At 35.1% G+C, this 26,842-nt stretch carries 26 protein-coding genes, 2 pseudogenes and 1 other annotated feature; of the genes and pseudogenes, 20 read left to right on the plus strand and 8 right to left on the minus strand.

Features of this window, described 5'->3' with window-relative positions; all coding sequences use genetic code 11:
• Positions 1 to 183 precede the first annotated feature (183 nt).
• The 4 genes from ACQKM9_RS01440 to ACQKM9_RS01455 form a co-directional block, all read right to left on the minus strand.
• A complete protein-coding gene (locus ACQKM9_RS01440; RefSeq protein ID WP_427732005.1) occupies positions 184 to 441 on the minus strand; it encodes a hypothetical protein in 258 nt (85 codons plus the stop codon).
• A 13-nt stretch (positions 442 to 454) separates the two neighbouring features.
• Positions 455 to 868: a CotY/CotZ family spore coat protein gene (locus tag ACQKM9_RS01445; RefSeq protein WP_427732007.1), complete on the minus strand. Its 414-nt coding sequence runs from the start codon at positions 866 to 868 to the stop codon at positions 455 to 457.
• A gap of 92 nt (positions 869 to 960) precedes the next feature.
• Positions 961 to 1,983: a YheC/YheD family protein gene (locus ACQKM9_RS01450; protein ID WP_427732009.1), complete on the minus strand. Its 1,023-nt coding sequence runs from the start codon at positions 1,981 to 1,983 to the stop codon at positions 961 to 963.
• A gap of 12 nt (positions 1,984 to 1,995) precedes the next feature.
• Entirely contained in the window at positions 1,996 to 3,213 is a 1,218-nt protein-coding gene (locus ACQKM9_RS01455; RefSeq protein WP_427732011.1) for an ATP-grasp domain-containing protein, read from the minus strand.
• 384 nt (positions 3,214 to 3,597) lie between these two features.
• On the opposite strand from ACQKM9_RS01455, the gene ACQKM9_RS01460 reads away from it, so the two are divergent.
• From ACQKM9_RS01460 to ACQKM9_RS01470, 3 genes are all read left to right on the plus strand, one after another.
• A complete protein-coding gene (locus ACQKM9_RS01460; protein WP_427732013.1) occupies positions 3,598 to 3,828 on the plus strand; it encodes a hypothetical protein in 231 nt (76 codons plus the stop codon).
• Between the two features lie 216 nt (positions 3,829 to 4,044).
• Positions 4,045 to 4,286: a binding site (T-box leader), on the plus strand.
• Between the two features lie 56 nt (positions 4,287 to 4,342).
• Positions 4,343 to 5,938, plus strand: coding sequence for a 2-isopropylmalate synthase (locus tag ACQKM9_RS01465; RefSeq protein WP_427732015.1), 1,596 nt, complete (start codon positions 4,343 to 4,345; stop codon positions 5,936 to 5,938).
• 82 nt (positions 5,939 to 6,020) lie between these two features.
• The gene (locus ACQKM9_RS01470; protein ID WP_427732017.1) at positions 6,021 to 6,482 is read left to right on the plus strand and encodes a GNAT family N-acetyltransferase; all 462 of its coding nucleotides are present in this window, start codon (positions 6,021 to 6,023) and stop codon (positions 6,480 to 6,482) included.
• A gap of 696 nt (positions 6,483 to 7,178) precedes the next feature.
• Here ACQKM9_RS01470 and ACQKM9_RS01475 read toward each other — a convergent pair.
• Positions 7,179 to 7,949, minus strand: a complete 771-nt coding sequence (locus tag ACQKM9_RS01475) for an exosporium glycoprotein BclB-related protein (protein ID WP_427732019.1) — start codon at positions 7,947 to 7,949, stop codon at positions 7,179 to 7,181.
• A gap of 219 nt (positions 7,950 to 8,168) precedes the next feature.
• On the opposite strand from ACQKM9_RS01475, the gene ACQKM9_RS01480 reads away from it, so the two are divergent.
• Positions 8,169 to 9,140, plus strand: coding sequence for a S66 family peptidase (locus ACQKM9_RS01480; protein WP_427732021.1), 972 nt, complete (start codon positions 8,169 to 8,171; stop codon positions 9,138 to 9,140).
• An 82-nt stretch (positions 9,141 to 9,222) separates the two neighbouring features.
• Here ACQKM9_RS01480 and ACQKM9_RS01485 read toward each other — a convergent pair whose 3' ends face one another.
• A complete protein-coding gene (locus ACQKM9_RS01485) occupies positions 9,223 to 10,593 on the minus strand; it encodes a PLP-dependent aminotransferase family protein (protein WP_427732023.1) in 1,371 nt (456 codons plus the stop codon).
• A gap of 94 nt (positions 10,594 to 10,687) precedes the next feature.
• Here ACQKM9_RS01485 and ACQKM9_RS01490 point away from each other — a divergent pair, with 94 nt between their 5' ends.
• The 5 genes from ACQKM9_RS01490 to ACQKM9_RS01510 all read left to right on the plus strand — a co-directional run bounded on the left by ACQKM9_RS01490 (position 10,688) and on the right by ACQKM9_RS01510 (position 15,597).
• On the plus strand, positions 10,688 to 11,266 hold the full coding sequence (locus ACQKM9_RS01490; RefSeq protein ID WP_427732024.1) for a GNAT family N-acetyltransferase: 579 nt from the start codon (positions 10,688 to 10,690) through the stop codon (positions 11,264 to 11,266).
• Positions 11,267 to 11,386: 120 nt separating this feature from the next.
• A complete protein-coding gene (locus ACQKM9_RS01495; protein ID WP_427732026.1) occupies positions 11,387 to 12,274 on the plus strand; it encodes a PhzF family phenazine biosynthesis isomerase in 888 nt (295 codons plus the stop codon).
• 216 nt (positions 12,275 to 12,490) lie between these two features.
• Positions 12,491 to 13,168, plus strand: a complete 678-nt coding sequence (locus tag ACQKM9_RS01500; protein WP_427732028.1) for a YdeI/OmpD-associated family protein — start codon at positions 12,491 to 12,493, stop codon at positions 13,166 to 13,168.
• A gap of 326 nt (positions 13,169 to 13,494) precedes the next feature.
• Complete coding sequence (cls, locus tag ACQKM9_RS01505) at positions 13,495 to 15,012, plus strand: cardiolipin synthase (RefSeq protein ID WP_427732030.1); 1,518 nt, start codon at positions 13,495 to 13,497, stop codon at positions 15,010 to 15,012.
• A gap of 48 nt (positions 15,013 to 15,060) precedes the next feature.
• Positions 15,061 to 15,597: a DUF1572 family protein gene (locus tag ACQKM9_RS01510; protein WP_427732032.1), complete on the plus strand. Its 537-nt coding sequence runs from the start codon at positions 15,061 to 15,063 to the stop codon at positions 15,595 to 15,597.
• A 799-nt stretch (positions 15,598 to 16,396) separates the two neighbouring features.
• On the opposite strand, the gene ACQKM9_RS01515 is transcribed toward ACQKM9_RS01510, so the two are convergent.
• Positions 16,397 to 17,488 (minus strand): CotH kinase family protein, encoded by a 1,092-nt coding sequence (locus ACQKM9_RS01515; RefSeq protein ID WP_427732033.1) that lies wholly within the window; start codon positions 17,486 to 17,488, stop codon positions 16,397 to 16,399.
• Positions 17,489 to 17,728: 240 nt separating this feature from the next.
• Between ACQKM9_RS01515 and ACQKM9_RS01520 the strand changes: the two are divergent.
• The 6 genes and pseudogenes from ACQKM9_RS01520 to ACQKM9_RS01545 all read left to right on the plus strand — a co-directional run.
• Positions 17,729 to 17,797: pseudogene (locus ACQKM9_RS01520) on the plus strand (CotG/ExsB N-terminal domain-containing protein); the annotation flags it as partial.
• A gap of 10 nt (positions 17,798 to 17,807) precedes the next feature.
• The gene (locus ACQKM9_RS01525; RefSeq protein ID WP_427732821.1) at positions 17,808 to 18,158 is read left to right on the plus strand and encodes a hypothetical protein; all 351 of its coding nucleotides are present in this window, start codon (positions 17,808 to 17,810) and stop codon (positions 18,156 to 18,158) included.
• Between the two features lie 919 nt (positions 18,159 to 19,077).
• Positions 19,078 to 20,370, plus strand: a complete 1,293-nt coding sequence (locus ACQKM9_RS01530) for an ArsR family transcriptional regulator (RefSeq protein ID WP_427732035.1) — start codon at positions 19,078 to 19,080, stop codon at positions 20,368 to 20,370.
• A gap of 236 nt (positions 20,371 to 20,606) precedes the next feature.
• Positions 20,607 to 21,365 carry a type 1 glutamine amidotransferase gene (locus tag ACQKM9_RS01535; protein WP_427732037.1) on the plus strand — a complete coding sequence of 253 codons (759 nt, stop codon included), beginning with the start codon at positions 20,607 to 20,609 and terminating at the stop codon, positions 21,363 to 21,365.
• A complete protein-coding gene (locus tag ACQKM9_RS01540) occupies positions 21,349 to 22,587 on the plus strand; it encodes an MFS transporter (RefSeq protein ID WP_427732039.1) in 1,239 nt (412 codons plus the stop codon). Before ACQKM9_RS01535 ends, ACQKM9_RS01540 begins: the two co-directional genes overlap by 17 nt.
• Positions 22,588 to 22,616: 29 nt before the next feature.
• Positions 22,617 to 23,990, plus strand: coding sequence for a M20 family metallopeptidase (locus tag ACQKM9_RS01545; protein WP_427732041.1), 1,374 nt, complete (start codon positions 22,617 to 22,619; stop codon positions 23,988 to 23,990).
• Between the two features lie 187 nt (positions 23,991 to 24,177).
• On the opposite strand, the gene ACQKM9_RS01550 is transcribed toward ACQKM9_RS01545, so the two are convergent.
• On the minus strand, positions 24,178 to 24,474 hold the full coding sequence (locus ACQKM9_RS01550; RefSeq protein WP_427732042.1) for a phage integrase SAM-like domain-containing protein: 297 nt from the start codon (positions 24,472 to 24,474) through the stop codon (positions 24,178 to 24,180).
• Positions 24,475 to 24,732: 258 nt separating this feature from the next.
• Between ACQKM9_RS01550 and ACQKM9_RS01555 the strand changes: the two genes are divergently transcribed.
• The 5 genes and pseudogenes from ACQKM9_RS01555 (at position 24,733) to ACQKM9_RS01575 (ending at position 26,826) form a co-directional block, all read left to right on the plus strand.
• Positions 24,733 to 25,167 (plus strand): hypothetical protein, encoded by a 435-nt coding sequence (locus ACQKM9_RS01555; protein WP_427732044.1) that lies wholly within the window; start codon positions 24,733 to 24,735, stop codon positions 25,165 to 25,167.
• A 234-nt stretch (positions 25,168 to 25,401) separates the two neighbouring features.
• Positions 25,402 to 25,698, plus strand: a complete 297-nt coding sequence (locus ACQKM9_RS01560; protein ID WP_427732046.1) for a hypothetical protein — start codon at positions 25,402 to 25,404, stop codon at positions 25,696 to 25,698.
• A 171-nt stretch (positions 25,699 to 25,869) separates the two neighbouring features.
• Positions 25,870 to 25,992, plus strand: a pseudogene (locus ACQKM9_RS01565) (phage terminase small subunit-related protein); the annotation flags it as partial.
• A 92-nt stretch (positions 25,993 to 26,084) separates the two neighbouring features.
• Positions 26,085 to 26,465 carry a terminase small subunit gene (locus ACQKM9_RS01570; RefSeq protein WP_427732047.1) on the plus strand — a complete coding sequence of 127 codons (381 nt, stop codon included), beginning with the start codon at positions 26,085 to 26,087 and terminating at the stop codon, positions 26,463 to 26,465.
• 85 nt (positions 26,466 to 26,550) lie between these two features.
• Positions 26,551 to 26,826: a hypothetical protein gene (locus tag ACQKM9_RS01575; RefSeq protein ID WP_427732049.1), complete on the plus strand. Its 276-nt coding sequence runs from the start codon at positions 26,551 to 26,553 to the stop codon at positions 26,824 to 26,826.
• The last annotated feature ends 16 nt before the right edge of the window (positions 26,827 to 26,842 follow it).

Genomic DNA, 26,842 nt, shown 5'->3' on the forward strand with positions numbered 1-26,842 from the left:
TCTTAAAAACATGTAAATAGTCTACAGGTTCCTCAATTTTGAAACATTATCAAGGTAAGGGGAAATCATTAAAACTATTCTTTTGTTTAAACATATCATGCATTAAGTTAGTTCCTATCTATTCAAGTATATTTTATGTAAAATGTCTGGTTGAATTCTTAGCGGGAAAAGGAAAGGGTGGCTCTAAATAAAATGGGGAAGACTATTACAAACAATTTTATTGAATAAATCTATCGTTGCATAGGGTACAACACTACTTGTAAATACAATATTATCCATTTTTTTCGCAGATATTCTGATGAATGATCCAACTTTATTATTAGCCAAAGTGGCTAATAATGAAGATATGATATAATCGAAAACCACAAACCATTCTTTACAAATGGCTTGTGGTTTTAACTGTTCAACGGTTTCATGATCGCTAAGCCGTCCGGTTGCCATAGACAAAATAGTACTAACATTTAGGTTCAATAATGGGTAGTGGTTTGTTTACAAGCGCTAGCGGAAGCGGATTAATTGCACAAAAGCAATTTAAAACAACTATAATACATTCTTTTGTTTTTCGAAGGGAAAAAACATCTTCATGTGAGTCAACTGGACATCCGTCCATATCAACAGGTTCAAGTAGTGTCAATAGCGCACAGCATGTTTCCTCATCCAGTTTTTCTAATCGAAAAAAAGAAGTTTTTATGCAGTTGAAAAAAGCCGAAAATGGCTTTTGACTGTCATTGGTGAAAAGCATAAAGGGGATAGTATCAAATTTTTGGAGGCTACATATGAACTGAAAATCTATGTCCATTTCAGATAATATTCTTTGTTCCTTCTGTAATTTTTTCATCGCAAGGCAAATGTTACTTGCTTTATCCATACCCACTCAACCTCCTCTCAGTGTGAAAGATAAATTAATAGTATTATATAGTGTAAGGTGGGCAAAGGTGCTGGGGATAGAATGATTTTGATTTATCCTTCTTTCTTTTTTTGAATGGCAAGATAGGCAGCATAAGGAATTGTATTCATTGCAGCAGCAAACCCTCGATGACCATAACCTGGTCTCCAATTTACTTCATATATCCAAATCTTTTTATTTTCATCAATTCCTATATCAATCCCGAGCTCATCTAGTTGTTTTTTATACATGGCTTCAAACTTTTTTGGAAAACGAGCAGCAAAATGTTCAAGAGTCTTTTGAATATCATACCCCTTTAACCCATATTCTCTTTTAAAAAAATCTTCGAGATTCCCAGTATAGCCTCCACTGCTAATATTACTTATAATCCCATCTTTAGATCCAATACGTGGATAAATTAAGGTAGTAACCCATGTTCCTGACCCATTTTTTTGAACATGAATTCGGAAATCAAAGGGAAGTCCATCCTTTGTCCTGCTTGATATATAAGGCTGAACTAGAAATGGTTTCTCACTTATAATAGCCTCAATTTCTAAATGAAGTTCAGCTTCATCAATCGTCTTGCGTTTGGTTCCTTCTACAAGGTCAAATTTATCCCCGTTCCGCTCAATAAATCGTACATGTTTTCCATTATTACCCTTTAAAGGCTTTACAACGATTTTATTAAAGTCTTTAATTGCATTAAAAACTTCTTGAGGCTCTTTGATCTTGTTAGATGGTATTAAATAATTTGTAAACTCCGGTATCTTACTTATAATTTTGCATACTTTCATTTTGTTTCCTATTGGATGACTCGTGAAAGGAATAATCTTTTTTAGCTGCGAATATAGTTTTTTCTGATATGATGTCTTCAAACTGGAAGGATTATAAATTACATCTGGAAACGGCATTTCTTTTTGAAGCCAATTTCCATTCTCGTATACATAGCCATGAATAATTTTATCTTCAAATTTAACATTTCTTGGTGAAAAGTAATAAAATTCTATACCCTCCATTTTTGCAACGGCAGCACAAAAATAAGCTCTTTTAACCTTTAGAGGATTTTTTCTATAATAAAGCATACCAACTGTAACCATTTCATCCCACTCCTATATCGGATCCAAATAGAATTTAATATTACTCGCAGCATTTACTGCGTTTCTCTTTGCTTCATCCGACGAATCTCCGGACGCAATAACGTATCCGTAACGATGCCCCATTGATAGTGGGGGCATTATAGTTGCACCTTTACGGGGCTTTATATAAACTTCTCTAACTCCAGGTTGCTTAGCAGCCTTATTTTTACCAGTAACCTTTAAAAGATGCCCATAAGAGTTACTTGTTAAATAATGGGTATATATAGGTTTTTCGAATTTTCTTTTCAAGTCAGGTTCATAACCTAGATAAAGCTTGATCGTTTCTTCCACTAGATTAGTTCCAAATGCTTCCTCTATCATTCGATTCATTGCACCGCCAGATATTCTAGGATTAATCTCAACTAACTTCCAATTTCCATTTACATATCTAATTTCAATATGACAAGCAGCATTCGTTACACCTAGGTCGTTTATTATCGATTCAACCGCATTATAAAGCTCATCATATAGGTCTTCCTCTAGAGTTAGCTGTAAATCATAACCTGTTATAATAAATTTTATTTTTTTTGTGATATCTTGTTTGAAAACAGCGACAACAGTTAATTTACCATTATGCACAAGAAGCTCAACTAAATACTGTGGCCCGTCTAAGTATTCCTCGAGTAGTATATTTTGATTAGGATAGAGTGTTAAAATTTTCTTCATTACCGTTTTCATATTAAATTCATTTTCGACTAAATGGACATCCTTTGACCCTTTTGACACTGCTGATTTTATAATTAGCGGAAAATGATAACTTCTATTAATAAAGTGCTTCAAGTCGTCTGTTGGTTGGTATACCTCAAAATAAGGAGTCGTTGCATTCTCCCTTAATGCTGTTCTCAACACCGTCTTATCTTCCATTAATTTTAAAGCTTCTACAGAGATACCCGACTCACATAATTCATTCATAAGCTGTACAGCAAGTGATACAAATGGATCCACAAAGCTAACAATAGCGTTTATAATTTTCCCTTGTTGTTGAAGCTGTCTTAACTTAGTTCGAATAAAATCCTCGGTTATTTTTTTGGTATGGATCATTTGAGAAACATCTGGAAATTCTTTTCGCTGCACCATAAAGCTCTCTCTTTCAGTTAACAATACTGTGAGAAATCCTAATCGTGCAGCAGCTTTTATAGCCTCTCTACTTGATCCAGATTTTGTTGTTTCAATAAATATGATACTCTTCATGTTCTACCTCACTCTCTAGAAATAAAGAAATCAATCATAATTAATAGTGAAATCTTACAAATAGTTTTAAATATCAAATTGGTGTCGTTTTACACTTGAAAATTTTAAAAAAACTAATCCTTTTTACCTATTTGATATCTAATGAAATCATGCTCTCTACATAAAGATTCTTTATTATTATTATTATGCGATTAATGTGTATTGCTATAGGCCTTGAATGTGTAATTATTTCTAAATGCCTATAATTAAATGATGCCGGTCACTCATTTAAATTAAGCCTTTTTAAAATAAAAGGGTAAAAATTATCCAATACTATGAGTTTATTACTTTAATATATGTATGCTATTAATGTTGCTCTACATAAGGTATAAGGAGCTGATTAAAATGTACGGCATAAAAATTGTATTTGGAATAAATTGTTATATCATAAATGAAAAACTAAAAAAAGTGTTATCGATTTACCTAGAGATTATTGTATTTTCGATATTAAAACTAGAATTAGATCCAACTTATGAAGAAATAATTGAATTAGCTGCTTTAAAAGTGCGTGATAATAAAATTGTAGATAGATATGAAAGTATTGAAAACCGGATAACGAAATCTATAGATTTATAACTCAATTAACTTGAATTACGAAAGCTAAATTAAATGAAGCTTTACCGAAAGAAAATATCTTACTAGAGTTTTTCGATTTTAGAAAAGGTGACTTTTTAGTGGTGCACAATGCTAATTTTGATATCAAAAATATGCATAAAATTAAATTTATACTTTTCTGATAATTGTATTGACGAAAATGAATTCAAGGGTTAGAATCAAAACTAATCAAATAATCAGTAAGCGATGATTGGAAATAGTAAAAGGATAAATAAGCTCTTCAGAGAGCCGGTGGTTGGTGAGAACCGGTAGTTATTTGCCTTTGAACTCGTCCAAGAGCTACTCCGTGAAATAATAGTATCGGATGTCGGGATTCTGCCGTTAAAAGAATAGATGGTGATAGCCATCGAAGTGAGTGGGTTTATGTATTAGGCATGGATCAATTAGAGTGGTACCGCGAGCACAGCCTCGTCTCTATAGTTTCTATAGAGGCGGGGCTTTTTATTATTTAAAAAAGAAAAGGAGTGTATGTGAAATGTCGAGAAAAATATGGGTGTTTGATACAACTTTACGTGATGGGGAACAAGTACCGGGGGCGAAACTGAATTTATACGAAAAACTAGAAGTAGCTCATCAGTTAAAGAAATTGCAAGTTGATATTATTGAAGCGGGTTTCCCAGCATCGTCAGCCGGAGATTTTAATGCGGTAAAAGAAATTGCGATGAAGGTTGGGGATACTGATAATATTATGATTACTGCCCTAGCGCGTGCTGTTAAAGCAGATATCGATGCGGTTTATAATAGCGTAAAGTATGCTGAGAAGCCGTTAATTCATATGGTTCTTGGTACTTCAGACATTCACGTTGAAAAGAAATTTGGTAAATCAAAAAATCAAATTCTAGATATTGGGGTTGAAGCTGTTAAATATGCTAAGACACTTTTACCAGAAGTGCAGTATTCTACAGAAGATGCATCACGCTCTGAGTTTGAATACTTATGGTCGACAATTGAAGCCGTTGTCAAGGCTGGTGCTACGATGATTAATGTCCCAGACACAGTTGGTTATGCAGTGCCAGAGGAATTCGGTGAACTTATATTCAAATTAAATGACCGTCTAAAAAATCTGAATGAAAAAGTACTTTTAAGTGTACATTGTCATAATGATTTAGGTATGGCTACAGCAAATACATTAGCTGCTATAAAAAATGGAGCAGATAAAGTGGAGTGTACGATTAACGGAATAGGAGAGCGAGCTGGAAATGCAGCATTAGAAGAGGTTGTTATGGCATTAAATACACGTTCACCTTTCTACAATGCAAACACAAATATTAATACAAAGGAAATTATGAACACATCTAAGCTTGTAAGTAGCCTAATGGGACTTGATGTACAGGTGAATAAAGCCATTACAGGAGATAACGCCTTTGCACATTCTTCTGGTATTCACCAAGATGGTTTACTAAAATCACGTGATGCCTATGAAATTATTAGTCCTACTGAAGTTGGATTAGATGATATGGAGCTTGTTCTAACTGCCCGTTCTGGACGTCATGCAGTGAAAAATGCACTCGAAAAACTAGCCTTTAATAAGCTAACAGATGATCAATTTGAAGAAATTTTTGCTGACTTTTTAGTATTGGCTGATGCGAAAAAAGAAGTATATAACCACGATTTATATATCATTGTAGAGAAGTATTTTGCGCGTCATGACATGAATGAAGAAATTCACCATCACAGTGAAAATTTTTATGAGTTGTTGGATTTGCAAGTAATTAGTAATACAATTTTCCCATCAGCAAGCGTTAAAATAAAAAAGGGAGATCAGATTTTCAAAAGCAGCACTACAGTAGCATCCGGTCCAATTGATGCACTTTACTCATCGATTAAAGAAATCATTGATATCGATATCAAATTATTAGAGTATAAAATTAGCAGTGTATCTAGAGGGAAAGAAGCATTAGGAAAAGTAAAATTACAAGTAGAATATAAAGGCGAAAAATATATTGCAAAAGCAACGGATACAGATGTCATTAAGGCAAGTGCTTTAGCTTATATTAATGCAGTAAATAGTATTATTGTAGATAATTTAATGCCTGAAATAAGCAAAGAACCTATTGCACAATCACTTTAAATGCCAAAGACAACTTCTGCTTCATACGAGGAGTTGTTTTTGTTGTTCAAGGGTCTTGTAATTTTTAAAGGAGGATAATAAAGTGAAAGTTTATCAAGCAGATCTATCTGATACAGTTGGCGTAGCGGGGTTATTCGATATGTATCGCCAATTTTATAAGCAACAAACAAATATAGAAGGAGCTTATAAATTCATCCACAGCCGACTAACTAATAAGGATTCAGTCATATTTGTAGCGAAAAAGGGAGAGGAGTATGTAGGATTTACACAACTTTATCCAACTTACTCCTCCATATCAATGAAAAAAGCATGGATATTAAATGACTTGTTCGTGAAAAAAAATAATCGGAAATCTGGCGTTGCACAGCAATTATTACAATCAGCAATGGAACTAGGTAGACAAACAATTGCTAGCTATTTAACATTAGAAACTGCTCTCACGAATATAAATGCTAAACAGTTATATGAAAAGCATGGATTTGTTTACGACACGGAATTTGAACATTATACATTGAATTTAATTACTGTAGATAATAACCGATAATAATTCATTTTTCGCCTCTATGAAAATGGTGAGTTATCAAATAGATTATTTACATATAAAAAGACACCTTTTTATAAAATACTAAATTCATCTACCTCTGAATAGTATATAGCCGCACCTAAACTTACACTTTTAGAAGCAGTTGTTGCATAGTTAATAGTTCAAGAAATAATTTCCTGTTGCAGATGTTGTTGAAATTTCAGTAATTGGGTTTTTGGATAATTGTGAATCGAAATAGGAATCTGCTATAGACCAAATACCAATTCGGCCACTTGTATTATAAGGGAGTACTTATTATTGAATTGATTAGGCTAGCTAGTGATATTGTCATTATAAAAATTAATAATGGTATTTAATAATTTTAAAGTTAATAGCAAAGGATACTTCAAACTCTCCTTAACTCATAGAAAACTCCAAAGAGCTTTAATAAATCAAATGTTTATTATTAAAAAAAGAATTGTAATATTAGCGAAATTTAAATAGAGTAAATACGAATTAAGGCAACTTTTCGTTTTATTTTATACGAAAAGTTGCCTTTATCTTCAAGTAATATTATTTGGTATTAATTAAGCGATATTCACATAATTTCAATTAATACCAAAATTAATTTATTGTATAACGATGTATTTTATGGATATTTTCAGCATTAACTATTAGGTAAGAATTACAGTTTTTAAGATAGTTAATCTTAAGGAATTAACTAATTGAAAGACCTGAGCTAGCATACCCAGCTACCATATTATCAAGTGAATGACCAGTGGCTGCTGTAGAAAATACCATTAATAGTCGTGTTTGTGCTGTTACCTTTATATTTAATCCTGTAGTGATTCCGTGACTTACATAACCTAGAGGAAGATTGCCAGAGAGTTTAGGAGATAATGTTACAGAAGCACCTGGAACAGGAGTGAATAGATTATTTGGTGTAGTTGATTGATATAATTGAGCTGTAATTGTAATAGTAGTATTAACTAGAGATAGAGCCTCTGAAGTACTGAAAAAAGCATCCATCGAAGTGATTTTTCCATCACGAGGTATTGAAAATGCAAAATTCAGAAGTGCTCCAGCAGAACCTGTAAGATTTATTTTTGTCCCATCTAACTTAACGTTTGATGCAGAGTTCCCAAAGCCGATTAAACTAGTTGTTCCAACGTGCCCACCAAAAGTTGTAAGTTTAACAGGAATACCTGATGCGAAAGGGATTATTGAGCCAGGACCAGTAGATCCGGTAGATCCTGGAGGCCCAGCCTCTCCAGGGATACCTCTTAGACCCCTAGGTCCTTGTTCACCATCAGCTCCAGGAAGACCCATGAATCCCCTAGGACCTCGTTCACCTTTAGGTCCTTGAGGGCCAGGATGTCCAACAGGGCCTATAGTACCTTTATACCCTCTTGGACCTCGAGCAAGGTCAGTATCACAAGTACAGATATATTTACTGCACTTACTACATCTTTTTTTCTCATAATTCATTATTTCACCTCCTATCATTATCATGCTATTCACTTCAAAATAATTGATAAGGGCAGGCAACAAAAAGAAAGGTAATTGAAAAAAACAAAAATTTATATTAATCTTACTATTCTTTATTATTACAACTATTCTTTAAAAGAATGGAGCGTTTTACTATAAGTTATGGACGTTTCAAAATATTGTACTAGTAAACTTAATTAAGAAGGAGTTGGCTTTAGAATGATTGCAGCAAAGTTAAAAAAGGGTGACGAAATACGTATTATTGCCCCTAGTCGTAGTATGAAAATTTTATCTAAAGAGGGTATTCAAGAAGCAAGTGAGCAGTTGGAGGAATTGGGTTTAAAAGTGACCTTTGGTGAGCATGTATATGATTGTGATCTACATTACTCTTCTTCAATTCATGCGAGAGTGAAAGATTTACATGCAGCTTTCGCAGACTCAAATGTAAAAGGAATCTTGACAGTCATTGGTGGATTTAATGTCAATGAGATATTGCCCTATATCAACTATGAATTAATAAAGAACAATCCGAAAATCTTATGTGGCTATAGCGATATTACAGCGCTAGCATGGGCAATAACAGCTAAAACAGGTTTAGTCACATATTCTGGACCTCACTTTTCAAGTTTTGGAATGCGGAAGGAACAGGATTATCAAACGACTTATTTCAAAAAATGCTTCATGCAAGAAGAAGTCTATGAGGTTGAACAGTCGGCTGTTTGGAGTGATGATGCTTGGTTTAGAGATCAAGATAATCGCACCTTAATTCCAAATGAAGGTTTGAAAATTTATAATGGTGGATTAACTAATGGTACATTATATGGTGGGAACCTTTGTACTCTCAATTTACTACAAGGAACAGAATTTATGCCAGATTTAAAGGATGTCATATTGTTTATTGAAGATGATGAGTTAACAGATCCACTAACTTTTGCACGTGATTTTACTTCCTTGCTTCAGCAGGAGAAATTAGTCAACTTAAAGGGACTAGTAATTGGTAGATTCCAAAATAACTCTCAAGTTACTGAAGAGCATTTGCATTTTATCTTTGATAAACATCCTATTTTGAAGAACATCCCTGTGATGTATAATGCAAGCTTTGGTCATATTCAGCCTATGTTTACTTTTCCTATAGGAGGACTTGTAGAGATAGACACAGACAAAAAGTCGATAAAAATTATTGAACACTAATAATAAATACATATATTAAGTCTATGTATTGAGGTGGAAAAAGGCTACTGATTTTAGTAGCCTTTTCCTTTTTAAATTCATATCAATCAATCCATGCATTGGCTAAACGATTAATGCCATCCGTGATTTGTTCTTCGTTTAATCCACCATAACCTATTAAAAGGAGGATATCCTTTGGTGAAGTACGGTAATAATTAGATACAGAATAAATCTTCACGCCACATTCCATACCTCTTTGAATAGCAGAGGCTTCAGAAATGTTTAGTTTTAAGTGAATAATTAAATGAAGGCCTGCATTCTCACCTATAATTTGAACATTTTCTCCGAGTTTCAGTTTTAATTGTGTAACGAGGATGTCACGCCTTTTTCGATATAGAGTACGCATTTTCCTCAGATGCTTATCCCAATGACCTTGCTTCATAAATTCAGCAATAGCTAGTTGGTCTATGCGCGATACAGTGGATTTTTGTTCAGTATAAAAGTCGTTAAAGTCCTTTACCAGTTTGTTAGGTAAAATCATATAACTTATTCGTAATGAAGGAAGTAATGACTTTGAGAAAGTGCCAAAATAGATGACACGATCTTGGTAATCTAAACTGTGAAGTGAAGGGATTGGCTTGCCACTGTAACGAAATTCACTGTCATAGTCATCTTCAATAATATACGCATCTGTTTGTAATGCCCATTCAAGAAGTGCGTATCTTCTTTGAATTGGCATAATAATACCGAGCGGAAATTGATGTGCAGGCGTCGTGTATAACAGTCTAAGAGGTTCTTTTGGAATGGACATTCCTTCTGCATCTACAGGAATTGAAGCAATTTTCATTCTATACTGATTGAAAATGGTGTAAGCACGAGAGAATCCAGGTTCTTCAAATCCCACCGATGCTGTTGGGCCAAAATAATGACAAAGTAAGGAGAGCTGGGCTTGTATACCATTACATATGTATATTTGATCTACTGTACAGGATACACCTCTTGATAAATAAACGTATTGACATATTTGCTCGCGAAGAGACATTTCTCCGTGCCACGGACTATGATAAGTCATATCAGCGCGCATAAGATTAGTTGTTATTTTCCGCCAAGCTTTAAAGGGGAAGTGATCATGTGCAATTTGGCCAGAATTAAAGTCGATGTCTATAGATTCAATAACATCATTATTAAAAGTTTCTTTTGGTGTGGGGATTATTTTCATTCGCCACTCTTCAAGAAAGGGAGCTATGAAATAACCAGAACGTTCACGACTTGAAATAAAACCTTCAGAAGTTAACTGTTCATAAGCAATTTGTACGGTATGAATGCTTACTTGTAATTGATTTGCAAGTTGGCGTTTTGAAGGGAGTTTCGAACCTTCGATTAACTGTTGCGACTGGATTAACTCCTTTATTTGTTCATAAATCTGTATATATAAAGGTGTTGTAGATTGGTCAAAATAAATAGTCAATGTCATAGCTTCACCTCATCTGGTATGGTTAGAACCTTTCTTTTTGGTGCTATTCATTAAATCAAAATCTGTTTTAATAATAGCAAAGGAGTGAAGCGTAATGGAAGATATACAGCTAATAGGTGAACATGTATTGCTAGTACCCTTAAAGGATAGTCATCTAGAGGGACTTTATGTGGCGGGGCAGTTTCAAGAAATTTGGGCATATACATCGGCGAAAATAAGATCGATTGAGGATATGAAACAATATATACAACAAGCTTTATATGAAAAAATCAATTGCACCCAAAATCCATTCGTTATTATAGAAAAAAAGACAAATCAAATAATTGGATCTACGAGGTTTTTGGACATTGATTATAAACAAAAGCGATTAGAAATTGGATTTACATGGCTCACTCCAACAAAATGGCGAACGCCTATTAATACAGAATGTAAGTATTTATTGTTGAAGTATGCGTTTGAGCAATTAAGTGTCAATCGAGTACAAATAAAAACGGATCACGAGAATAAACGCTCACAGGCAGCAATTGAAAGATTGGGAGCAAAAAAGGAAGGGATTTTACGCAATCATATGATCCGGTCAAATGGTACAATCCGTAATACGGTAATATATAGCATTATAGATTCAGAATGGTCAGATGTGAAACTTCGTTTAGAAGGATTGCTAATACAATGAGGAATTAGATTAAGTCGAGTACAAATATATGTTGATACACCTAATTTAATAATACAAATAATGTATAAACAGTGATAATCTAATTGTAAATTTACATTATGGATACACAAGGGGGTTCTTATGAAGAAAATAATAGTTAAGCAATACGATGCATTTTCAATTAAACCTGGTAAGGGAAATCCAGCTGGAATCGTGTTAGATGCTGATAATTTAACCGATGAAGAAATGCAAGAAATCGCATCGAAGGTTGGTTTTAATGAATGTGCTTTTCCCGTGAAATCCAATGTTGCGGATCTTCGTATTCGGTATTTCACTCCAGGGCATGAAATGGATTTATGTGGTCATGCCACAATGGCTACTATTTTTGCTCTTGTTACAGAGAAATATATCGAATTTAAACGTAATTTAACAATTGAAACAAAAGCGGGCATACTATCGATTCAGTTAACTGAAGAACAAAAAACATATCATATGAGGATGGAGCATGCAAAACCGCGATTTAAACCTTTTGGTGGATCTATCAAAGATTTAGCCACTTCAATTGGTATTACTATAGAAGATATCCATGCTGAATATCCAATTGTTTATGGTAATACGGGGATTTGGACACTATGTATTCCTATTAAAAATATGGATGCCTTTGCAAAAATGGAACCAAAAACAACAACATTTCCTTCTATATTAAAAGAAATGCCGAATGCATCTTTACATCCTTTCTCACTGAAAGCTTTTTCTGAGGATGCGGATATGCATGCAAGGCATTTCTCCTCTCCTATTTCAGGTACTATTCAAGATGCAGTGACAGGGACAGCATCGGGTGTTATGGGTGCTTATGTTGCAACGTATTTACTTCCTGAGAGAAAAGGGCAGTATGATTTGATTGTTGAGCAAGGTCAAGAATTAGATAAAGATGGTAGAGTAATTGTCCATGTTGAGAATAATGAGGATATTACAATAGCGATTACAGGAACCGCTGTTTATGTGAAAGATATTGCAGTATATATTTAAATATTATCTCCGACTTTCAATTACATGAAGAATAATGATGTGATAAATAAGGCTGCTCAGTTTTTTTAACTGAGTAGCCTTATTTACTAGTATACGCTTATAATTATATTGTTTTGTTAAAATTGTATAATGGAGTTACGAGACAGCTGAAAAATTTGAAAAGCTTTTATTAAATGTGCGGATAATAGCTATGCTTAAAGCGATAGGAGAGACAAGATGGCGGAAGTAAAAACTGTTATAGAAAAGTTAAAGTTGCAACAATACGAAAAAAAAGTAGTACTGAATATGCCGAATCATGTAACGGAATTAGATGAGCTAGAGTTTGATAAGGATTTTAAGGAAGAGAATTATAATTTAGTTTTTGCATTTGTTTTTTCTCTAAATGAGTTTACTGCATTGCTTCAGGAGGTCGTGGAAAAGAATCGAGTTAAGGACAACGGGTACCTTTTTGTAGCTTATCCAAAGAAAAATAATAAAGAATATACGGAATATATTGAGCGAGACGCGCTGTTTCCAGCTATTTCGCCAGATGATGATGGCTACGTTTTAAATAGTACAATGAAGTTTGCTCGTATGGTTAGCTTTAATGATACATTTACAGTTGTAGGTATTAAAAATGAGCCAAAGCATGCAAAAAAATCTACTACTAGTAAAGCGAGTCAACGTGTCGGTGATTATGTGAATCGTATTCCAGACATCCAGCAGTATTTGAGTGATCAAAAAGAAATACTTGATGTTTATAATGCACTAACACCGGGGTATCAGCGAGATTGGGCACGATTTGTGTATAGTGCGAAACGTGATGAGACACAAGAAAAACGTTTGTCAGAAATGGTAGAGATTCTCGGTGAGGGATTTAAAACAATGAATTTATATCGTGCTAATAAGAAATAATCAATAGGTCGTTATTTTTATATATTTTAAATTCAACACCTTGAAACCATAGAAAATAAAAACTCCTGCTAAGTAGCAGGAGTTTTATTGTTTATAATGCTTTTTTAATATTGTTGTCCATGCGGTCACAGGCTGTAATTCTACATTAAGTCTGCAAGCATAATTTTAGTTATGGATGTATTCATATATCTGTAGTTGTCAGTGTCAAAATTATTATAAAAGCTTCCGAATCTCGAAAGAAATAGGAGCTATTTTGAAAAAAATTCACATAAGTTATGAGTATAGATTTATTTTGTATTAGGGATAGGCAAAGTGGAGGTGATATTATGCAGAAGGTTATTCAATTTTTAGCCATTTCAGCAGTCATAATAGGTGTAGGATATATTTCTTCTATTTGGAATATGAAAATTACATACGTAATAGGCATACTTATTGAGTTATTTGGACTTGTAATTGTCATTAAGCTAATTTTCTTTGATATACGTAATACCTCATCAAAAGTCGTTTGGATTACAGTTATTTTAGGTCTCCCAGTCATTGGAACAGGTTATTATTTATACTTTGGTAGAGATCCAATAACACGTAAATTTTCGGATTCACAAATAAAAGAAACAACGAAATTAGTTGAAGTAACACATGCGATACAAAAAAAACATCATTCTACCGCGCTCCCCCGTTTATCAAAGCGTATTGCAAATTTATCAAGTATTAAACCACTGAAAGGGAATAAGATTGATATTTTAACAAATGGTGCTGCAACTTTTTCAGCTATTATGGAGGCTATAAAAAATGCCAAACATCATATCCATATGCAATTCTATATTTATAAAAAAGATGAAATTGGTACTGAAATTAGAGATTTATTGGTTCAAAAGGCAAAGGCAGGTGTAGAAGTACGTTTTATGTATGATGCAATAGGTGCGAAGTGTTTAAATTCGGCTTTTCTTAAACCATTGTCTGATGCAGGAGCTGAGGTTATAGCATTCGATCCAATATTATCTCTGTGGTTATTGCATAAGGCAAATTTTCGAAATCACAGGAAGGTAATAGTTATAGATAGTCAAATCGGTTTCACTGGCGGTTTGAATGTAGGTGATGAATATTTATCTAATACCAATACCTTTAAAATTTGGCGTGATACACATCTCCGTATTGAAGGTTTATCAGTTAGTGAACTACAAGAATCTTTTCTAAATGATTGGATATTTATGAAAAATGAAAAGGGTGCAGCGACTCCTTTTATAAATGAAAAGGGAATACAAAATTACTTTTCCCCGATTGAAAAAGGAAATGATTGGGCACAGGTGATATATGGTGGGCCATATGATAAAGAAAATATAATTCGTGATGCCATGCTAAATTTAATCGAATCAGCGCATGAAAATGTATGGATTGCAACTCCTTATTTTATCCCAGATGCTGAAGCTTTAGCGGTGGTAAGGAGGGCAGCAATGAGTGGTATAGATGTACGAATTATTCTTCCGGGGAAAGGTGATATGGGAATTTCTTATCATGGTAGTAATGCCAATATTAAAACTTTACTTGAAGCGGGAGTACGTGTATTTGCTTATGATGAAGAATCGTTTTTACATTGTAAAATTATTACTGTAGATGGTGTAAATGCTGCTATTGGAACCGCCAACTTCGACATTCGTAGTTTCCGTCTTAATCATGAGCTAATGGTCTTTCTATATGAGGCTAGTGCTGCAGTTCATCACTTATTGCATGATTTTACAATAGATTTTCAAGCAAGCAGAGAGCTGACAATGGTAGATATGAAAAATAAAAGCTTCGGGAAACAAATAAAAGAGTCAATAAGTAGTTTATTTTCACCTATTTTATAGATGGGATATATTACCTTGTGCTAAAGTTTGTGTAAAGGGGGAATTGAAATGAATATTGGTGAGAATTATTTAAGCATAGTAAAGAATAGATTTATGGAAATAAAAAAGCTTGGGGATCAAACTTTCCAACAACTGGATGATGGAAAACTGTATTGGTCCAATCACGAGGAATCTAATAGTATTGCGGTTATTGTAAAACATGTAGGGGGTAACATGGTTTCACGATGGAGTGATTTTTTAAGTACAGATGGTGAAAAACCAACTAGAAATAGAGATTTAGAATTTGATAATTCGTACTTACCTAGGGAAGAGTTAATCCGGATTTGGGAACATGGTTGGCAAATTGTATTTAACACACTTGACGATTTGACAGAGCAAGATTTACTGAAGAAAATTAAGATACGTGGGGAAGAACACCTTGTGATGGCAGCGATTGAGCGCCAAGTTTCACATTATTCCTATCATGTTGGACAAATTGTGTATATCGGAAAGGTTTTAAAATCTTCTGAATGGCAATCGTTAAGTATTCCAAAAGGAAAGTCCAGTCAGTTTAATGAAACAATGTTTGAGAAGCATAAAAAGTAGTGAAGTGAAATGCTAAATTAGCATGATAATGCAGAATATATAATATTAATGGGGCTGATATTTATGACGCCCCTATTTTATTCTAATTGGAGGCACTTTATTGAAATAGTATTGTTAAAAAGCGTGGACTTTATTTCAAATTTGTATTCAGATATATTTTAAGGGAATATAAAGAGTTAACCAATAAACAACTACATTTCAGTAACAAAGTGCTCTTATAGCAACGCCCCTTACTTCCATCGTAATCATCCTTTCTACGGCAAATAATATTGGAGGCTGGTACAGCAACCAAAGTAGGATTAATCTCCCATGAGTACTTCCCGTAAGGGAGCGACATTCTGTGATACACCGTAGTCGTTGGAGTCAGACTAACGGATGGGCTCTATGGCACCATAGTTCATCGACCTTCCTCTCCCAGCCGTAGAATCAGTATTGACAGGCCCTAACCATTTTCATTCTCTGTGGTGTTGCGCTGATTTTGCGCTACATGGATGGCTAACGGTGCAGGATAGTTGAAGAAGGATTGGTTGTTAAAGGACTTTAATCACAAGGAGACAAAAATAAAAAAAATTCAATTTCTCCAAGACCTAAAGGAAAATGAGAAAGACCCTCTGTTTAATCAGGTTCATGTAGAGCCAAATTAATTAATATATAATGAAAGTATTACATAAGATATCACCACTTTTCTCGTTCAAATCTGAAACTTAAAAAAGGATTCCTTGAACGGCGTGAACCGTCACGGGATCCTCCTATTCCTATTTATCTAGGAGAACTGGGATTTGTTAGATGATGCAACAACTTAATCTAATGTGTCTAATTTCCCTCTTATATATTTAGACCGTGCTTCAATAAAGTCCAATATATACTCCGGTTCTTTATCAAATAAATGGATATCGTCTTTTTTATAAGGATCTTTTTGAATATAAGGCCTTATTAAATCATGCATACCTTGTATTTTCGGTTTCAAATAGCCTACATTAAATTGGTTGTTTAAAATAGCTTCTAGCAAGTTTTTATATTGACATCGAAATGTTTTTACGTCAAGAATCCTTGCGGTTAGCGTATTAAATCCTTCGATTCGTAAATAGTCCTCCTCCATCACTCTCCCGTTTACATCCCTTCCCCATGTTGCATCGTAATCCCACGGGATGATTTCGAATAGCCTCGTTTCGCTATTCTGGTATAGTGCGTAATTATGAACAAAACCATCAAAATTCTGGGTGAAAACAACGCCAGCCAACCAGCGGAGATACTGATCAACATCAAGGTATTTTACAATTTCATTTTCAAATTCAGCTTTTGAAATAGTATTAATTTCAATTATCATTTTTTGTAAATGAAATTCATCTTGTTCTGTCCCGTGTTTTAGTTCATAGCCAACCTTAAGTGATTTTTTTACTTCTTTATCAAGATCACTCAATAAAGAGAAGTTAGCATCACCATCAACCGCATAGAATATTGGTCCTTGAGGAAGTTGTCGATTCGTCAGGAAATACTCATCGACTGATTCTAATTCCAAATAAAGCCCTTCATTTTTTCCATTCAATTTCATATATACAAATTGGGACTTTGGCGATAAGCACCCTATTTCATTGAAAAAATCGAGCGATAATTTATTTCTTAATAGAGAAGGATCTTTATATTCTGCGTTGATATGAATTTCTTTGGCATTTCTATACGTACTTGGCTTATAAAACGAAATGTGATACGACTTCTTTCGAAAATCGCGGATATGGGAGCCACGATAGGCGATATCAATATCAAACTTTCTTTTGTTAATTGTTAGCTTGGCAGAGATAGGATCGTCACACCATATATCTTTCCGGAGTTCACTTAAATCTAAAGGATGAATATAAAGCTGATATTCAGGTAATTTTTTCCCGTTATCCACGCCAATTCTTTCCTTTCATTTTTAAATTATTTGTATGAAACAAAAATGTAAGATGCCACAAAAAGATACAGAAATATATTTTACTTTCGAAAACTATGCGATTGTCTCTAACATTTTAAGTACAACCTCATATCTTACGGATAAGGGAAAGAAAATTGCAACAGTACAGATTTGATTCTTCTTGAAAAAGGAATACTCATCTACCTTCTTTCTCTAATAAAGAAGAAAGGAGGTTTGAATATGTCATTTATACAGAATGCAGTAGAACGTGCTAACAACGCAGGATTAGGTCACTTCATGAACCAGGATCCTTTTAGTAATGAACGATGCACGAGCAGAGTACGTCGAACATCGCGAAACCAACGACGCACGAGCAGAGTACGTCGAACATCGCGAAATCAACGATGCACGAGCAGAGTACGGCGAACATCGCGAAACCAGCGATGCACGAGCAGGGTACGTCGAACATCGCGAAACCAACGACGCACGAGCAGAGTACGTCGGACATCACGAAACCGACGACGCACGAGCAGGGTACGTCGAACATCGCGAAATCGACGATGCAAGAGAAAAAATTCCTTTTGGAATGACGTATTATTTTAAAAAACTTCGAGGCGATTTTTCGCTATCTGAAGAGTATGACACTTTATGTTCTTCAATGGACTATTGAGTGTGTTCTTGTTAAAAAGTTAACTAGTTCTTACTAGTTAACTTTTTAGTGTTATTCCTATAGAAATCCAAGTTTGAAAGAAAAATGAAAGGTAAGCTAGGAGTGGGTTCCTTCTGATCTTTTCTTGTATGTATATTTTTCTGGATGAATGGTTATTGTAGTGTATTTCACGGCATCTTTCAGAATTGTCTAATTCACTGTAGGCTATTCGCTTTTCCTGTTCCATTCGGGAATTCAAAAAAGATTGCTTTAACGGGGTGATCCGTTAGTTGATTCTTCTATTCCTAGTTATCTAGGAAAATAGGGAAACATTTGCCGTCCTTCGTTAAACCGTATTGGAGCTACCATTTTTTAACTCTCTTCATAGAGTATAATATAGGCTATTCATAATTAATAAAAAGTCTTAGACTAATACCCATGTTTTGGATCTTTGCATGGAATGATTTTGAATTGTTCCGTAAATCGCCATCTATACAGCCACACGCCAATTGGCATCTAACCAATTATCATTCCCTTGATCGGATGTTATGAATTAAACGTATATAAAAATGTATTCGATTTTGGCGTGAATTGAAACATTAATAAAATTATTCTTCAACTATCGGGGCAAGTTAGTATAATAATTATTTCAAAGAAAGTTTACAAATGTTGAATTATTTTCAGTAGAAGATATACCTCAACACTTCAAACAATTCAAAGAGGCATTCGGTCCATTAAATGATTATAATAAAAATTCAGGCGCTGTTCTAAATGATTGTTGCTTTTGATATATTTTTTGCTGAATATTAAATATTACGGGTTATTATTCCCACCTACACCTACACAGGTAGTTAATATCAAAAAGTAGTAATCAAGGCTTTTAATAAGTTAGAATGAATATATGTGTGAAACAGTGAAAAGAATGTAGGTGACTATTACTATGAAAATTCGGTTAGGAATAATAGGCGTTGAAGATAATTACAAATTGGTGGAATCTGTTGCAAAGGAGAATTCAAAGTTCATTACTTCTTCATTTAGCCACTCTACTGAAGAAGAGATTATCGATATTTTGGAGACACATCAAAATGATGTCGATATGTGGCTTTTTTCAGGATATATTACATATAATACTGCAAGACTATCTGGGAAAAGCACTAAGCCTATGTTTTTTGTCACACTCAAGGGCTCTTGTTTGTACAAAGCTTTGTACCACGCATTATATGAAGATAAAATGCACATTAATGATCTGAGCTTTGATTGTTTTACTCCATCTCAGATAAAACAAATTGCTGAAGAGTTAGGTTCTAACTTTAACCCAGACTATTTAAAACAGTATGTGAACTCATTCGATTTGATTGTAGAACACCACTTTGAGTTATGGAAAAAAGGAATGACAAAGGCAGCTGTTACTTGTATATGGGATGTGTCAAACAAGCTAAAAAAACTCGGTGTACCGGTATTTCGCGTGAACCCAACAAAAACAGAAATTGAATCTGCGTTGAATATGGCACTTCTTTCACATGAAATGTTGATATTTAAAAACAGACAAATCGCGGTACAGTTGTTTGAAGTAGCTGTACTTACTGGTTTATCGATGGATATGTACTCGTCGGATGAATTATATCAGAAGGAAATACAAATAACACAAAAGTTACTCAACTATACGAAAAAAATCCAAGGATCACTAAAAAAAGCAGCTTCCGGTCGATACGTCATTTTCTCAACGCGAGGTGCACTTTCAAAAATAACTCAAGATTTTACGGAAGTTCCAGATATAGCGGAAATCCATCGACTTAGTCAACTAAGTGTGACATGCGGCATAGGATTCGGCCAATCGGTATTTGAGGCAGAAATTCACGCAGGTAAAGCTTTAATTCATGCGAAGGAATATGGAAACGGAACCTGGATGGTTTTCTTGGATAAGAAAATGATTAAGGGGCCATTAGGGAAACTTGAAAAAAATAAGTACTTTTATGGATCAAAGCAATTCCAAACGATTAGTGAACTAACATCATTAAGCGTTTCTACAATAAATAAAGTTGATTCAATTCTAGAAACAATAGGTAAGACAGAAATCACCGCAAATGAGCTTGCACAGCATATGGAAATCATTCCAAGAAGTGCACGTAGGATAATCGTGCAACTTATGAAAAAAGGGTTTGCAAGAGAGATTGCGGAAGAAACTCCTCATCCTCGAGGACGTCCAAGAAAAATATATCAAATCACATTGTAACAGGATGATACCCAAGCATCCTGTTTTTTTGTATGCACAGAATGTCCAAATCATCTCTTGTGTTAATGTTCCGATGGATGGGAACCCCACCTAATTCTTTATTATATAATTTTCTGAATATTTAACCTTGACTGATAATAATGGCTGGTCTAAAATCATTTTAAGACATGACCTTAAATAATTTTAGGTCATGACCTAAAAACAAGGTTTCTTACAAAAACCAGGAGGAGACGTGAATGAGAATTTATTGCTTGCAAAATGAACCTTTAGCAGGACTTGGAGCAATTGAAAATTGGATTAGTAAAAAAGGATATTTAGTTACCACTACTCAAGTTTATAAGGATAACCATTTTCTTTCTCAAGATGACTATGACTTGCTCATTATTTTAGGTGGATCAATGGGAGCGTACGAGAAGGAGAAATACCCGTGGTTACAGTTGGAAAAAGATTATATTTCAGAGGCAATTCGCAAAAAGAAACATGTATTGGGAATCTGTTTGGGGGCTCAGTTGATCGCAAGTGCTTTGGGGAGCCCTGTTTACCCTCATACGGTCAAAGAATTCGGCTGGTGTCAGTTGAAACGTACAAAAAAAGGAGAATTCATGCAGCTTTTTGATAGTTTCCCAGAAACATTTTCGGTTTTTGAATTTCATGGGGATACGTACGATTTGCCACAGGGAGCTGTTCACCTAGCCGAAAGCAATGCATGTTTGAACCAAGCATTTATCTACGAAAATCGAGTCATAGGGCTGCAATTTCACCCTGAATTTACAGAAAACATGATTAATCAGCTTGTTGAAACATTCGGTCATGAATGGACTGATGGGAGGTCTATTCAAAAACCTGAGGAGTTTGTTGACCGAAGCAATCTGGTTGAGGGGGCACATGCTCTTTTGTTTACCTTGTTAGAAAACATCGACAAGAACTATCAACAAGAATTAAGAGAAAACGACACCAAGAATGGGAGGGAAGGAAAATATGATATCAAAACGTAAAAGAAATTGGATATTAGCTTTACTTTTTCTAGGATGGTCGTTAGGGAATCTTGATCGCTACATAATGAATTTCGCGGTTTTGTACATTACGCAAGATTTACATTTAAGTGCATCTGCTACCGGAATGTTGCTTAGTAGTTTCTTTGCCGGTTATGCAATAATGCAACTTCCAGCGGGGTGGCTGGCAGACCGATTTGGTCCTAGGAGGGTTCTCCTTGCGGCAGTCGTTGTTTGGTCGATTTTTACCGTACTGACCGGTGCGGCATGGTCCCTAGCTTCTATGCTTGTGATTCGTTTCTTTTTTGGTATCGGTGAAGGAGGGTTTCAGCCTGCATGCGGAAAAACAATTACGCTTCTGTATCCTAAAGATGCACAGGCTAGAGCCATGTCTATCGTATTGTCATCAAGTGGGTTAATGTCCTTAATTATCCCCATTGCCTCCATAGCAATGCTTACTACAATCGGATGGCGCATGATGTTTGTCATAATGGGAGTAGCAGGTGCCATTGTTGCGGTCCTATATTGGTATTTCATTAGAACTCCTGAAAGAAATGAGGAGGATACAGAGATTTCCATCGCTGCCTCGAGGGAGCAAGGTGTTTTCCGTTCATTGCTTAAAACGCCATTAGTCTGGAGTTTATTTGTTGCTTCTTACAGCCTTTATGCAGTGAACTGGGGACTTGCAACCTGGTTACCGACCTATTTGGTAAAAGTTCGCGGCATGGACTTAATTTCTCTTGGTTGGATTCAGACTATTCCGGCAATCGCTATGCTTTTGGGAATGTTATTAAGCGGTTACATTCTTGATAAGCTACCAAAAGGTACTGAAAGAATCGTAGGTAGTATATGTTGTGTATGCATTGGGATACTGCTGTACCTCATGTATTCCGCGACAAGCGTGACCATTTTTGTTACGTACCAAACGATCGTAGTCCTTGTCCTTTCCCTTCTTCTTCTGCTATTACCAGCAATTATGATGAAGCGATTGCCGTCTTCTGTAATGGGTACAGCTGGGGGGCTTGTAAATACTGGTGGGCAGTTAGCTGGCTTTATCACTCCTATGGCCATTGGATTTATTGTTGACGCATTCAATGGCTCATTTGACGCAGCATTTTGGATGTTAATCGGATTCGCCGTTCTCGGCATGTTGGCAATATTGTCAATGAATTTTAGTAAAGGAGCTCTGTTGAACCAAACAACAAAGGAGTCTTTGACTGCTTGATATATTACTAGAAATGGAGAGGATTATTTATGGAATTGCAAAAACTTATCTCAGATTTGGTCGAACAAAAAAGAGATAAAACAATTGAGCTTAGTGATAAAGTTTGGGAGACACCAGAGATTTACTTTCAAGAGTACAAATCTTCGGAGTATATCATTCATGCATTGGAGACAGAAGGATTTCAGGTTGAAAAAGAAGTTGCTGGACTTAAAACAGCATTTATTGGGACATTTGGAAGTGGAAAACCCGTCGTCGCTATTTTAGGAGAATTCGATGCGTTACCAGCGTTAAGTCAGAAAAAAGGACTTACTGTAAGTGACCCAGTAGTTCAAGATGGTCATGGGCATGGTTGCGGCCATAATCTGCTAGGAGCGGGTGCTTTTGCTGCTGCCGTTGCCATCAAAGATTACATGGAAAAAAAAGAATTGCAAGGGACAGTTCGATACTACGGTTGTCCCGCTGAAGAAAATGGCGGTGGGAAGACGATTATGGCTCGCGAGGGTTTGTTTGATGATGTAGATTTTGCTCTTTCCTGGCATCCGTTTAGCATTCCTAGTATTATGAATGTCAGCTCGCTTGCTAATTACAGTGTAGTTTGCAAGTATACAGGGGTAAGCTCGCATGCTGCTGCTTCTCCTCATTTGGGACGAAGTGCACTAGATGCTGTGGAATTGATGAATGTCGGCGTCAACTACCTAAGAGAGCATATTATACCTGAGGCAAGGGTTCATTACGCTGTCACTAACACAGGCGGGGCTTCGCCAAATGTCGTACAAGCGAATGCAGAAGTTGCTTATTTTATCCGGGCCCCTAAATTGCGCCAAGCAGAAGAGATCATTGAGCGTGTACACAACATTGCAAAAGGTGCAGCATTGATGACAGGAACAACTGTCGAATTCATAGTACAAGGCACTGTATCGAACTTGATACCGAATACCGTATTAGCAGATGTGATGCACAAAAATTTAGAAGCTGTTGGAGTTCCTTTTTATGATGAATTTGATCAACAATTTGCGAGAGAAATTCAAAACACGCTTTCTGGAGAAGAAGTAAGGGCGGCTTTGGCAATATGCGATAGAGCAACTGCGAAGCAACTAGAAGGGAAAGCTATTGCAGACATCGTTCCACCTTTCGGTATGGAGGCTACATTAGCGGGGTCCACTGATGTAGGAAATGTGAGTTGGGTTACTCCAACTATGCAATGCGGGACTGCTTGTTTCGCGCTTGGAACCCCCCTTCACACCTGGCAAGTGGTTTCACAAGGTGCAATGCCTATCGCTCATAAAGGTATGCTTCAGGCAGGAAAAGTAATGGCATGCACAGCAATTGAGATCATGCAGAATCCTGATATTATAGAACAAGCAAAATCAGAATTGAAAGATCGATTGGAAGAAGAAGCGTAAACTTAACTTGTCTTTTATTCGAAAAATTCACTGATTTCAAATCGTCATGCAAGAAATGAGAACGGCGATAATGTGAGAGTGGCCGGTGAAAAATCAACAAGGTTGTTGTAAATAACAAAGTGAAATGGATAGAGATTCAGATATTTTCTGAGAGCTCTATCCATTCTTTTTTACTAATAAAATGTGTTCATTGTTGTTTTGATATTAGCAAGGCTTGCACTAACTCTTTTACCTCATCGTATACAGTAATTTTGGTTTTTTTTACTTTCGGTTTTGCAACACTTTCAACAGGGGAACGTTCGATTACTTGCATACTAACAGCGAATTTAAAAATATCACGAAGTACTCTGTAATAATAGTAAATAGTCTCCCCAGACAACTTTCCTTTTTTACCATCCAAACGCATTCCATCTTCAGATAAATTACTCAAGAAATCGACTATATGTGCAGGCTTTACTTGTTCTATCCGAAGATACTTAAACACTGGTATAATCCTTTCTTCAGCTGATCAAAACCCCGTATTGGATGCCGTTCGTTTGCGTGAGAGTGAAATACGAATCAATCAAATACAGAATAGTAGTATTGATGGATTATTTGTTTATATCAGATATCTATTTAGGTCAAAACTCTTTTAAAAATTAAATAATATTTTAGATATTTTGTTTCTTAAAAAAGTCAAGTGTTTACATTTTAATAGTAAAATGGTAATTTATAAGTGTAATACAATTAAGGAGGAATTATTATGAAAAAAAGTTTGTTATTAGCCCCAGTTATAGCGGTTGGAATATTTGCTGGAGTATCAGGTGAAGCATCAGCTAACGAAGTGAATCATAATACTAAAGAAGGTCTTCAAAAAGTAATTTCGTATAGTAGTGTATATGATAATGCACGACAACTTAAAAGTATGGAGTATGTATATGCATCAACAAGCCGCTATGACACTATTCACTACTACAAGTTTTATTACGATGGTAGTTCAGGATATGCTCCTTTTAATTTCCAATCAGAAGGAAACCATAAATTAAATATTCTAAATGGTAACTTGATTAGAGTGGCGACAGAAAATAACAACACTGCAAGCAACTTAACTTATGGATGGAATTATGTAGAAGTAATACAAACAGCTGCAGGAAATGTACCTAATCAGCCATACAAATTTGCAATTGGTTGGGAATGATATAAAGAATTACTTTAACTTTTAAAAGGTTAGGATATCTTTTAAGGTTTCAAAACACTGAATTTATACATAAATTCAGTGTTTTTTATTTTTCAATGACACAAACAAATGCCTTGTTGGTAAGCCCCTTATTGGATGGCGTTCGTTTGTGTAAGAGTGAAATATATCGATTATCAAATATGTAATTTAATTGCTTCTTATGATTGCGTATAGTGGTTGTGGGAGGTGAATAATTTGAGATACCAGATTGAAGTATTCAGTACTAATCCCGATCATGAAAATACTAGTTTCAGTTTTATTAATCAGGAAAAAAGAAATAATGTATTGGGATTAGTTTCTGATAATTTCACAAAATTGAAGAGTGATGAAATAAAAGAAGATTATGTAAGAGTGAGTGCTTATAATGAAAGTACAGATGGCCCAAATAGAGGGGTTGCTGCAATTGCTCAAGCAGATGCATTGAGATTATTTCCTCTAAAAGAATTCGATAAGATTAAAGCTTTTATTTATAAGAAGCTTATCGAAACATGAAGAAAGTATAAACGCCTTTTATAGGCGTTTTTTATTTTTATCAAATTAAGCAACTAGCGATGACGAGGTGATACATAAATAATTGATTATTCGGAGGTGGTGTTATGAGAGATGGCTAGACCGAGAAACCCCAAACGTGATGAAGCTTTTGAATTGTAGAAGAACAGTAATGGTGAAATGAAGCTAAAAGACATTGCTGAACAATTAGAGCTGTCTGATTCACAAATACGAAAGTGGAAGAATCAAGGTAAATGGGATGAACAATTGAATGGTAACGTTACTAAACAGAAATAATCAGAGAGAAAGACTAAAAAAAGCCATCTGTTACAGAAGATTTACCATTGAATGAAAATGGTGAGTTGACTGATAAATAGTGGCTTTTTTGTATGTACTACGCAAGACATATGAATGCTACAAAAGCATATCAGAAGGCTTTTGAGTGTGGTTATGATACGGCTAACGCAAACGGAAGTCGCTTGCTTGTAAAGGCTAGTGTTAAGAAAGCTATTTTAGATTTAAAGAAACAGCGTGTAGAAAATGAATTGCTTCATAAGAATGAAGTCTTGAAGAAGTATATAGACATTGCTTTTGCTGATATAGGCGACTTTGTAAAGCGCGGTGATTCTGGTTTTTCATTTTCAATTAAGCCGTTAGAAGAAATGGATACATCCATAATTAGTGAACTGAGCAATACGGAGAATGGTGTGAAGTTGAAACTTGCTGACAAAATGAAGGCGTTAGATTTCTTAGCGGAATACCCAGATTGACTTGATGACCGTCAGCTGAAACGGTTGCGGGAAGAAAAATTGAAGGCCGACATTGCTAAGGCTCATAGAACGAGATAAAAAGCATATGGATAACTTGAAAGCAAATTTTACTTTTAAAGCTTGGGTTGAAGAAGAGTTAAAAAAGTTAAACAGAGATCTAAGAGATGTGAGTCGAACATTAGGTATGCGTGGAATGAAGGTATTGGAAGGTACAAAAGATATTGATGAATATTTTGTTGCGTACACAGTTAAAACTAGAGGAAATGATAAAGAATTACGTTACTCGAAAGTTGCTTTAAGGAATAAAGTAAATGAAGAAGTGAAAATGCGTTTGGGATTGGAATGTGATAAAGAGCGATAGCTGATTAGTGGCCATC

The organism is Viridibacillus sp. NPDC093762, from assembly GCF_050279675.1.
Lineage (GTDB): Bacteria > Bacillota > Bacilli > Bacillales_A > Planococcaceae > Viridibacillus.